The sequence below is a fragment of the uncultured Porphyromonas sp. genome (assembly GCF_915070105.1).
Taxonomy (GTDB): domain Bacteria; phylum Bacteroidota; class Bacteroidia; order Bacteroidales; family Porphyromonadaceae; genus Porphyromonas.
Map to the genome: position 1 here is coordinate 20,637 of NZ_CAJZFJ010000023.1, position 9,718 is coordinate 30,354.

Sequence of the window (9,718 nt, forward strand, 5' to 3'; positions counted from 1 at the left end):
ATCCATGGCAAAGTCCGTAAGTCTCACCGCCTAATAAACTCAATGTAAGATGGCTCTATTTGATAAACTGAAGAAGTCTACCCCAGACTTTGATCCCAAGGAAGTACTTCCCACCATCCTAGAGGCACTAGGGAAGGAGGGGTATCGTCCTGAGCAGGATAATGATATTCGCATTGTGTACAAGAACGAGGGTATATACTTCTGTCTCTACTATAGGACGGAGGATCCAGAGTTCCTGATGGTACGTGCTACCTTTGAGCGTGCCGCCTTTGACGATGTCCCAGAGCCTACCCTCTACAAGGCATGTGCAGCGACGGACTATGACCAGAAGGTCAGTAAGGCCTATATAGATGATGAGGGGGATATCGTCTTCTCTGTCGAGACCTTCCTCTTCCCTGGTACTCCTATAGCTAAGCTTGCGCTACGTATGAATGATGCGCTTGGCTCGACGATCGCCTTCTTCCACCGTACGCTGAAGGATATGACGGGTAAGGGCGAGAGCACAGAGGAGAATGCCTCTCAGCCCTCAGGTGGTGAGCTAGCCAACTAGCCACTTCTGACACCCAAGAGAGATAGCCCAAGAGCTACTCTACGACCTACTAGAGACCACCCCAAGAGTGCATACGCTCGGGGTGGTCTCTAGCGTTGTATGGGTAGGGGATGGTGTGCCCGATCACACCGAGAGGGAAGGGCTCTGACAGCTTGGCAGAGAGGAGAGAGATTGGTAAGAAGTTTGCAATATGTTATGAAAAGACTAACTTTATGGGTATAAAAGATCGTATGATCTCGCTAAAGTTGGATATTAGACAAAAAGAATAAAGTAGAACTGAATAAGACGATACGAGCTATGAATGCAGTAAAGATGTTGCTCCTAATCGGAGCAGGCCTCCTGTGGGTGCCTACGGCCTACGCACAGAAGGATGATAAGTATCTCGATGATGCCTACTATCGTCGTAGCGACATAGAGAAGCTCGACCAAGAGGCTCGACGCAAGGCTGAGCTCCGAGCTGCTGCTGCTCGTGCTGAGCGTGAGGCATGGCAGAAGGAGCAGGCAGAGCTGATCGCTAAGTACAAGAAGAGAAAGGCTGATCGAGAGATCGATGCTTATAATGGTCGCCTAAGTGAGAACGATACGATCGAGCTCACCGAGGCTGAGCTAGCTGAGCTCCTAGCAGCCCAGCGGAGCCGTCGTACAGGCGAGGGGGAGCCACAGGTCTATGGTCCCTATTCCTCTCGTCTCTCCCGCTTCTATGGCAGTGGCTCTACGGTCATCAGTGGCGCACGACGTGTATATATAGACGCTGATCCCTGGTACAACGATCTTGACTATCGCTCCTCCGGTGGGGACGTCTACGTGACGATTGGTAGCCGTAGCCCCTACTGGGGTAGTAGCTGGGGCTGGGGCTCACGTGTCGGCTGGGGCTCCTGGTACGACTATCCATACTCCTGGTACGACTCCTATTACTATCCCAACTACTGGAGGGGTAGTTACTGGGGCTATCCTCGCCACTATGGCTACTATGGGGGCTATTACGATCCCTACTATTACTACTCGGGCTACTATGGCGGGTATTATAATGGGTACTACAATGGTTACTATGGCTACTACGGTGGTGGCTACTATGACTACTACTCGCCCTATTACTATGGCTATGCAGCAGGGGCTGCTACTCGTGCCTACAACGAGCATTACTACAACAACCCCTACTCACACGGTGCTTATTCCCGTGGTGCCTATGCCCGTTACCCTAGTCGCTCTTCCTTCGAGGCCTATAGCTCTGTCAGAGATGGGTACAGCTCATACGAGCGGGTAGGTAATGGTAGCTACAATCAGGGACGTAGTATCTACAACAACGATAACTATAGTCGTAGCCAGACCTACCAGCAGTATCCTGCACGCAGCTATGACCGAGCACCTGCACGTAGCTACGATCGCAGCTACGACAGTGGCACTAGCTCGACACCTCGCTCATACGACCGATCCTCATCCTCCTCTTCTTCCTCGTCCTCATACGAGTCACAGAGCAGTAGAGGTTCGGGCAATGGAGCCTATAGTGCACCTGCACGTAGACGCTAGGCTCTAGCTCCACTCAGTGATTATCCACACCTCATAGTCCCCGAGTCTTATCCCCTCTCCTATCGGAGGGGATCGGGGGTGTGTGGGTCTGTCTACTATATGAATCAACAAGGAATATGATAAAGAACCATCACGGGCGTGTTATCCTAGGGGTACTTGCCCTTAGCCTCCTGCCCCTATCGCTGGCTGCTCAGGGTGAGATGACCGCAGTGGGCTTGGCTTCGGCTAGTGAGTTCTCAGGCTCAGCTCGCTTCACTGCCCTCTCGGGGGCTATGGGTGCCGTCGGGGTAGAGGCTTCCTCCCTCGTACGTAACCCCGCTGGTATCTCTCTGCTTAGAGGGGGGAATAGGCTTACCCTTACCCTTGGAGCCTTGCTCCCCAGCTATAGCCATACTTGGTATAATCAGAATCGCTCCTATTCAGGTGAGAACCGCTATCCCGTACAGGAGTTTGCCTATCAGAAGGGTACAGACATCGCTAATGGCGGACGGGTTTCCTTTGCCTTCGCTGTGCGCCGTGCAGGAGACTTTGACCATGTCACCGATGCCTCTGCGAGCTTGGATCGTAAGCATACCTCACTGGCAGACTACATGGCTGGGATTACGAACAACTCGGAGTACGATGTGAGCCGTCGCACTGGAGTGCCAAGCTTCCTTCCACACAAGAACGTTGGGGCAAGCGATGCCTTTAGCAAGACGGATATCCCCTGGAGCTCGATCTTTGGCTTCCAAGGAGGCTGGATCACATCCAAAGATCCTAAGGGGGGCTATTATTACCCCAACTTCACGTACGATAATAATGGCGCCTACTCAACCTCTGGACTCGTCGAGGGGGCTAGTGTGGCAGACCTCCTGCTTCGGGAGAAGGGCAATATCATCGACTATGACTTTGCTCTCGGGATTGAGCCTAGTAGTACGGTACATCTAGGGGCGGTACTTACCTATTCAGCCCTAGACTATGAGTCGTATCTGGGCTATAGAGATTCCTTCCGAGGGACAGACTTCCTCGAGCTGAGGACACGACGCAGTATCTCGGGGAGTGGCTTCCGTGTCGGACTAGGTGCGATCTTTGAGCCTACAGAGGGGCTACGCCTCGGGGCTTCGGTCTATACACCTACGTTCTATGCACTCAAGTATGACTTCTATGCCGAGGCCTCCTCTAGTGTCAATGGCAAGGCGAAGAGTGTCAAAAGTCCATCGTCTGCAGCTCTTGCCTTCCTGCTACGTACTCCATGGCGTCTAGGGCTCAACGGAGCCTATGTCTTCGGTCGTAATGCGATCCTAAGTGTAGACTATGAGTATTCGATCTTTGGTAGCACTCGGCTAGCAGAGGATACTGAAAGAGAGAGCGAATCGGAATCAATATACGGAGTGGATAACCAGCGCATCAAGGATCACTTCACGGGGATGCATACCCTACGAGCTGGTCTTGAGGTCATGGCTACACCTCGTCTAGCACTGCGTGGAGGCTATCGTTATAGTAGCTCTCCTATGCGTAGCTCATTCCTTCGCAACGGAGACTACGCAGCCTCTGAGGCCTTCGTCTCAGCTCTGCACACGAGCTACACTATGCCAGGGGCGATCAACTCCCTCTCGGCTGGTCTAGGCTATCGTATCACCCCCTCAGTGTCTCTAGATGTAGCCTATGTCTATGGCGTTCAGAAGTCACGTACCTTCGCCTATCCTTATATCAAGGACTACGGGCCTGTGCTTGACCAGACCAATCCAGATGTGCAGAGCGGTAAGATCAAGCCTGAGGATATGGATGGTCTAGCTGCTATCAAGGAGACAAAGACCTCCCACAGAGCAGTGGCTACGATCTCCCTCCGCTTCTAGGATACTATTTTTCGTACCTTTGTCCTGTATTCCCTTGGGGGCTTCCTCATAGGGAGTGCAGGACAATTCGAATCATGATACAAACAATCCAAATTTAAACGATCAAGACTTATGGATAACTCCCAGTTCCCCTCTCAGGGACAGTCCGTAGACGGGCTCTATGGTGTAGGGCAGGACACGCTCGTGCAGCGTGCAGTACAGCGTACCTTCTTGTGGATGACCCTCGGGCTGGCCATCACTGGTCTAGCTTCGGTCTATACGGTAGATAGTGGGCTCGTCTTCAGAATGCTGGAGGGCAATATCTTCTACTTCCTGCTTATTGCAGAGATAGCCCTCGTATGGTTCCTATCGGCACGAGTGATGAAGCTGAGCTTACCAGTGGCGACAGCCTCCTTCGCTCTGTACTCTGTGCTTAATGGCGTCACACTAAGCCCTATCTTCCTCGTCTATACGAGTGAGTCCATTGCTACGACCTTCTTCGTTACCTCGGGGACCTTTGGTGCTATGGCACTCTATGGCTACTTCACCAAGCGTGACTTGACCAAGTGGGGTAGTCTACTCTTCATGGCGCTCATCGGTGTGGTCATAGCTTCGGTTGTAAATATCTTCCTGAAGTCGGAGGTTATGATGTGGATCATTACCTACATTGGTGTGGTGCTCTTCGTTGCTCTGACAGCCTATGATACACAGAAGATAAAGCTTCTAGCCTACCAGACAGCACACGATGCCGAGCTCTCAAAGAAGGTCTCCATCCTTGGAGCTCTTAGTCTGTATCTAGACTTCATCAACCTCTTTCTCTACCTCCTCCGTATCTTAGGACGTCGTAACTAGGGGGGCTGAGGCTACCTCCACCACAAGCATAAGGGCTACACCCTGGGAGATTATCCCGAGTGTAGCCCTTGTTCTATCTCTATGTCTAGGGTTGGTAAGGTCGCTCTTTGTCTTTCTCGGTGAAGAGGACTCTTAGTAGTCCCGTTATCTCATCGCTCTTGTGGTTCTTTAGCTTAGTTCTATGCCTCCTACTAAATTGGATATACCTTAATATAAAAGAAGAGCCCCCAGCAGTGTCTTTCGAGACTACTGCTGGGGGCTTTAAGTTTGCCCTAGAGGGTGGGTGAGCTCTAGTGGGCGAGCATTTCTGCTGTTACCTCAGAGAACTTACCATCCTTGAGGTTGCGATACTCTACCTTGGCATCATCCCAGTAGGTGGGGAAGCCACCACGTACAGTGCCGATGAAGACGAACTTCACCTTGTGCCAGCCTGCGCTGAGGGCACGGCTCTTGTCACGACGGCTGAACTTCGATACCTCGTCTGTATTGTCGATGAAGAGCTCCCCATCAAGGTACATCTGATCGAGGTTGGTGGAGAAGACATAGCAGCCATCCTCGGGGATCTTGATATAGCCCTCTCCGATGACAGCCTTACGCTTGATCTCGTCCATGTGGTTGGATACACGGTCTGGGCGTAGATCTTGGGTCTTGTTGGCGACACCCTCTACCCAGTTGGTCACACCAGAGAGCTCGGAGGCTCGGTAGTAATCTCCTACAGAGGTCTGTGTGCACAGCCCAGGGGTAGGACTAGAGAGGGAGACAGCGGGGCTGTAGCTCTGCTTGTCGAAGGTGATGGCACGTACTCGGCTGAGGCGACCAGTGGGTAGGAGAGAGGCGACCTTGATGACCGTACTCTCGCTGACCTTGATAGGAGCGGTGTAGCGGGGGGACTTGGCTGTTGGCTCACTGCCATCGGTTGTGTAAACGATAGTGATGGGGCGTGAGGTCTGTAGCGTCAGCGAGGTGGTGTCGGTGAAGGCTACGAAGTTCAGCGATGCGCTAGCCTTGCTCCCGGGTAGGGGTTGCTCTGGTAGGGGGATATGGTAGTTTACCTTATGCTGATCCAGACGGCTATAAGCGTTGTCTAGACGCTCCTCAAAGCTCTTGTAGTCCTTGCGCTCCTGTGGAGTCCAGACAGCCTCAGCGAGTGCGATCTCTCGAGGGAATGCACGATACTGCATGATGTCTGTCGTGTAGAGGTACTCTGCCCATAGGTTTGCCTGAGCGCCCTTGATGTGATGACGCTTGTCGGGGGCAATGGCAGCAGGGATAGGATTGTAGGAATAGATCTTCTCTAGGGGTGCGTAGCAGCAGATCGCTACGGGCTCTATCTTGGAGTCTCCCTGATAGTGGTCGATGTAGAGGCCTCCGCTACCCGGAGTCATGATTACGTCGTGGCCCATATTGGCAGCCTTGATGCCGCCATCTTCACCACGCCAGCTCATCACCGTGGCAGAGGGAGCTAATCCCCCCTCTAGGATCTCATCCCAGCCGATGAGCTTCTTACCGTACTTGGCAAGCATCTTCTGCGCACGGCGGATGGTGTAGCTCTGGAGCTCTTCTTCGTTCTTTAGTCCCTCCTCCTTGATACGGCGCTGACATTCTGGGCATTCCTTCCATCGGATCTTGGGACACTCGTCTCCACCGATATGGACATATTCTCCGGGGAATAGGGGGATGACCTCGTCAAATACATCTTGGATGAACTGGAAGGTAGTCTCCTTCCCTGGGCAATAGACGTCCTGCTCGACGCCCCATAGGTTACGCACCTTATAAATACGGCGGTAGGGGAAGCAGGTGAGCTCGGGATAAGAGGCTATGGCTCCCATCGCATGTCCAGGTAGCTCGATTTCGGGGACGATGGTGACGAAGCGGTCTGAGGCATACTTGACGATCTCGCGTATCTGATCCTGAGTGTAGAAGCCTCCGTAGACAGAGCCATCACCCTCGATACGCTTGGAGCCCACGGAGGTTAGGCGAGGGTACTTCTTGATCTCTATGCGCCAGCCTTGGTCTTCCGTGAGGTGCCAGTGCAGGCGGTTGATCTTAAACATGGAGAGTAGATCGATGTGCTTCTTCATCTCCTCTACAGTGAGGAAGTGACGGCACACATCGACTAGGGCTCCTCGGTACTCGAAGGCGGGCTCATCCTTGATCTTGACCGCTGGGATAGACCACGTCACTCCCGAGACCTTGGTCGAAGACTCGATCGTAGGAGGGAGGAGCTGGAGGAGTGTCTGCATCCCGTAGTAGAGTCCTTGTCCTGTGCGGCCTGTGACGGTGACCCCCTGAGGGCTTACCTCCAGCGTATAACCCTCTACGCCTAGGGAGAGCTTGGGATCTATGCGTAGGACGATGGCGCCACGACGAGCTGCCGTGCTGCTGGTGGCCTGTAGGGCGAAGCCCGTAGAGGTGTTCAGCTTATCGGCGAAGAAGCGGGCGATGGTGAGGGCTGAGTCTCCCTGAGCCACTAGGGGAGTACGAGCTGTGAGGGTAAAGCTACCCTTGCCCTCTACCAGTTCCTTGGGCTGGGGGATGATGTTAACACGGGGGATGGGAACTTTCACGGTCAGGGCAGAGGCTGTCGAGCCAAAGGCTAGACCCAAGAGGCACATCAGGCTGAATAAGGACTTTCTCATGCTGTTTGTTGGGATAAATCTATATGAAAGAGTCCGAAGCATCCCCCTCATCTATCGTAGAGGGATGCTTCGGATGGGTTGTCGCTAGGTGTCTGCCGAGTAGCCCTGTCGATAGGGGCTAATCCCAAGCATAGCCATAGGCATTAGTAGGCGAAGATGGGATACTGGAGCATTAGCTCATTGACCTCCTTACGCACGGCGGCGATCACAGCCTCGTCCTCGGGAGCGGAGAGGACACGGTCGATGAGGGAGACGATGTACTCCATCTTATCTTCCTTGACACCACGGGTCGTGATGGCTGGAGTACCGACACGGATACCAGAGGTCTGGAAGGCAGAGCGGCTGTCGAAGGGTACCATGTTCTTATTGACGGTGATGTCAGCCGCGACGAGAGCCTTCTCGGCTACCTTACCCGTTAGGTCGGGGAACTTGCTGCGCAGGTCGATGAGCATACAGTGGTTGTCCGTACCACCAGAGACGACACCATAGCCACGGCGCACGAAGGCGTCGGCCATTGCCTGAGCATTCTTCTTGACCTGCTTACCATATTCCTTGAAGGAGGGCTGGAGAGCTTCATAGAAAGCTACTGCCTTGGCTGCGATCACATGTTCTAGTGGCCCACCTTGTACACCTGGGAAGACGGCGGAGTCGAGTAGGGCAGACATCTTCTTGATCTCGCCCTTGGGGGTCTTCTTGCCCCATGGGTTGTCGAAGTCCTTACCCATGAGGATGATCCCACCACGGGGGCCACGTAGGGTCTTGTGTGTCGTCGAGGTGACGATGTGAGCGTACTTCACGGGGTTCTCCAGCAGACCAGCGGCGATGAGGCCTGCGGGGTGTGCCATATCGACGAGGAAGATAGCTCCGATCTTGTCGGCGATAGCGCGGATGCGGGCATAGTCCCACTCACGGGAGTAGGCCGACCCCCCAGCGATGATGAGCTTGGGCTTGTGCTCGAGGGCACGCTGCTCCATCTGGTCATAGTCTACTCGGCCGTTGTCCTCACGTACATTGTACTCGACGGGGCGATAGAGTAGACCTGAGCTATTGACAGGCGACCCGTGAGAGAGGTGACCTCCGTGGGCGAGATTGAGCCCCATGAAGGTGTCCCCTGGCTCAAGGCAAGCAAGGAGTACAGCCATATTAGCCTGTGCCCCAGAGTGTGGCTGGACGTTAGCCCACTCAGCCCCGAAGAGCTGCTTGATACGGTCGATAGCTAGTTGCTCAGACTGGTCTACCACCTCGCAGCCTCCATAGTAGCGCTTGCCTGGGTAGCCCTCAGCATACTTATTGGTCATGCAGCTACCCATAGCCTTCATGACCTCTTCGCTGACGAAGTTCTCTGAGGCAATGAGTTCAATGCCCTTGAGCTGACGCTGGCGCTCTTCCTCGATGAGGTTAAAGATCGCGGAATCGTTCATAGTTTGTGTGATGTTATTTGTTTGTTGCTTGAGGAGTCTGGCTCTCTTGCCTAGACTTCTAAGGCAAAGGTAGTAATTGTATACTGAATTCCCTAGCATAAGTATAATTATACTGATTCCTCCTAAATAGGCCGCCTACATAGCTGCTGAGCCCCTCACGATCCAGCCTTCTGCTGAGGCCTAGGTCGTGAGGGGCTGATATATAATTATGGTATAGGCTAGGAGGAGGCCTGTCGTGGTATAGCCTATCTCATTCTCTAGGAGAGGAGGAAGGGCTTGGGGGGCATGATCTGACGGGTGGCTTCTGCTAGGAGAAAGCCTAGAGGAGTGGGCTTAGTCGGTCAAGGAGCTCTTGGCCGAGAGCGGTCTTCTCCTCGATATGCTGTAGGATGGAGCTGACGTAGGGGTTGCTGTCAAAGCTCCCACGTACCTGCTCGAAGTCCATCGCTTGCTGGAGCTCATCGCCATCTGCCCCGAAGCCCGTCATCATCGATAGGGAGAATTCCTTCTTGGCATCTGCATAGACCTCCTGATCCAGCTCTACGACAGCTCTACGCCACCTCTCGACGAGTTCGCAGATCTGCTCTGCCGTTGCCTGTGATAGATCCAGCCCGTAGTAGGTGTGGATCTTCTCATAGGCCCAGGTCCACTCATATTCATAGTAATGGCGGTGTAGATCCGCAAAGCTCTCGGCGAGCTGGGTGATCTCTGTGATCATACCACTCTCTACCTCGTGGAGTAGGCGTACGATCTCGGCCTTGGGAGCTATGAGTCCCGATAGATCGACCCAGTCACCGAGTCCTATGTTCACGCTGGGCTGGAGGGCGGCTCGTACAGCCTCGATACTGGTGCAGGCGACCCCCTCTAGGCGCTTGATCAGGGAGTTCCCGAGGAACTTATGGATGGCTAGCTCGT

6 protein-coding genes and 1 pseudogene are annotated in these 9,718 nt (G+C 53.7%); 4 read left to right on the top strand and 3 right to left on the bottom strand.

From position 1 onward, the window contains the following. Positions 1 to 49 precede the first annotated feature (49 nt). The 4 genes from QZ554_RS03815 to QZ554_RS03830 all read left to right on the top strand — a co-directional run bounded on the left by QZ554_RS03815 (position 50) and on the right by QZ554_RS03830 (position 4,743). Positions 50 to 550 carry a hypothetical protein gene (locus QZ554_RS03815; RefSeq protein WP_297194532.1) on the top strand — a complete coding sequence of 167 codons (501 nt, stop codon included), beginning with the start codon at positions 50 to 52 and terminating at the stop codon, positions 548 to 550. Positions 551 to 847: 297 nt separating this feature from the next. Continuing rightward, positions 848 to 2,077: a hypothetical protein gene (locus tag QZ554_RS03820; protein ID WP_297194534.1), complete on the top strand. Its 1,230-nt coding sequence runs from the start codon at positions 848 to 850 to the stop codon at positions 2,075 to 2,077. Between the two features lie 116 nt (positions 2,078 to 2,193). Next, positions 2,194 to 3,912 (top strand): transporter, Ompp1/FadL/TodX family protein, encoded by a 1,719-nt coding sequence (locus QZ554_RS03825; RefSeq protein WP_297194536.1) that lies wholly within the window; start codon positions 2,194 to 2,196, stop codon positions 3,910 to 3,912. 111 nt (positions 3,913 to 4,023) lie between these two features. Then, entirely contained in the window at positions 4,024 to 4,743 is a 720-nt protein-coding gene (locus tag QZ554_RS03830; protein WP_297194537.1) for a Bax inhibitor-1/YccA family protein, read from the top strand. 290 nt (positions 4,744 to 5,033) lie between these two features. On the opposite strand, the gene QZ554_RS03835 is transcribed toward QZ554_RS03830, so the two are convergent. From QZ554_RS03835 to QZ554_RS03845, 3 genes and pseudogenes are all read right to left on the bottom strand, one after another. After that, entirely contained in the window at positions 5,034 to 7,382 is a 2,349-nt protein-coding gene (locus QZ554_RS03835; protein WP_297194538.1) for a family 20 glycosylhydrolase, read from the bottom strand. A 143-nt stretch (positions 7,383 to 7,525) separates the two neighbouring features. After that, positions 7,526 to 8,803 carry a serine hydroxymethyltransferase gene (gene glyA / locus QZ554_RS03840; protein ID WP_297194540.1) on the bottom strand — a complete coding sequence of 426 codons (1,278 nt, stop codon included), beginning with the start codon at positions 8,801 to 8,803 and terminating at the stop codon, positions 7,526 to 7,528. 319 nt (positions 8,804 to 9,122) lie between these two features. Next, positions 9,123 to 9,718: pseudogene (locus QZ554_RS03845) on the bottom strand (DUF4954 family protein); the annotation flags it as partial.

What these genes read in the sequence shown, in the direction of transcription:
- QZ554_RS03815 (WP_297194532.1), top strand. Translation starts at nt 50, where the DNA reads ATGGCTCTATTTGATAAACTGAAGAAGTCTACCCCAGACTTTGATCCC.
- QZ554_RS03820 (WP_297194534.1), top strand. Translation starts at nt 848, where the DNA reads ATGAATGCAGTAAAGATGTTGCTCCTAATCGGAGCAGGCCTCCTGTGG.
- QZ554_RS03825 (WP_297194536.1), top strand. Translation starts at nt 2,194, where the DNA reads ATGATAAAGAACCATCACGGGCGTGTTATCCTAGGGGTACTTGCCCTT.
- QZ554_RS03830 (WP_297194537.1), top strand. Translation starts at nt 4,024, where the DNA reads ATGGATAACTCCCAGTTCCCCTCTCAGGGACAGTCCGTAGACGGGCTC.
- QZ554_RS03835 (WP_297194538.1), bottom strand. Translation starts at nt 7,382, where the DNA reads ATGAGAAAGTCCTTATTCAGCCTGATGTGCCTCTTGGGTCTAGCCTTT.
- glyA (WP_297194540.1), bottom strand. Translation starts at nt 8,803, where the DNA reads ATGAACGATTCCGCGATCTTTAACCTCATCGAGGAAGAGCGCCAGCGT.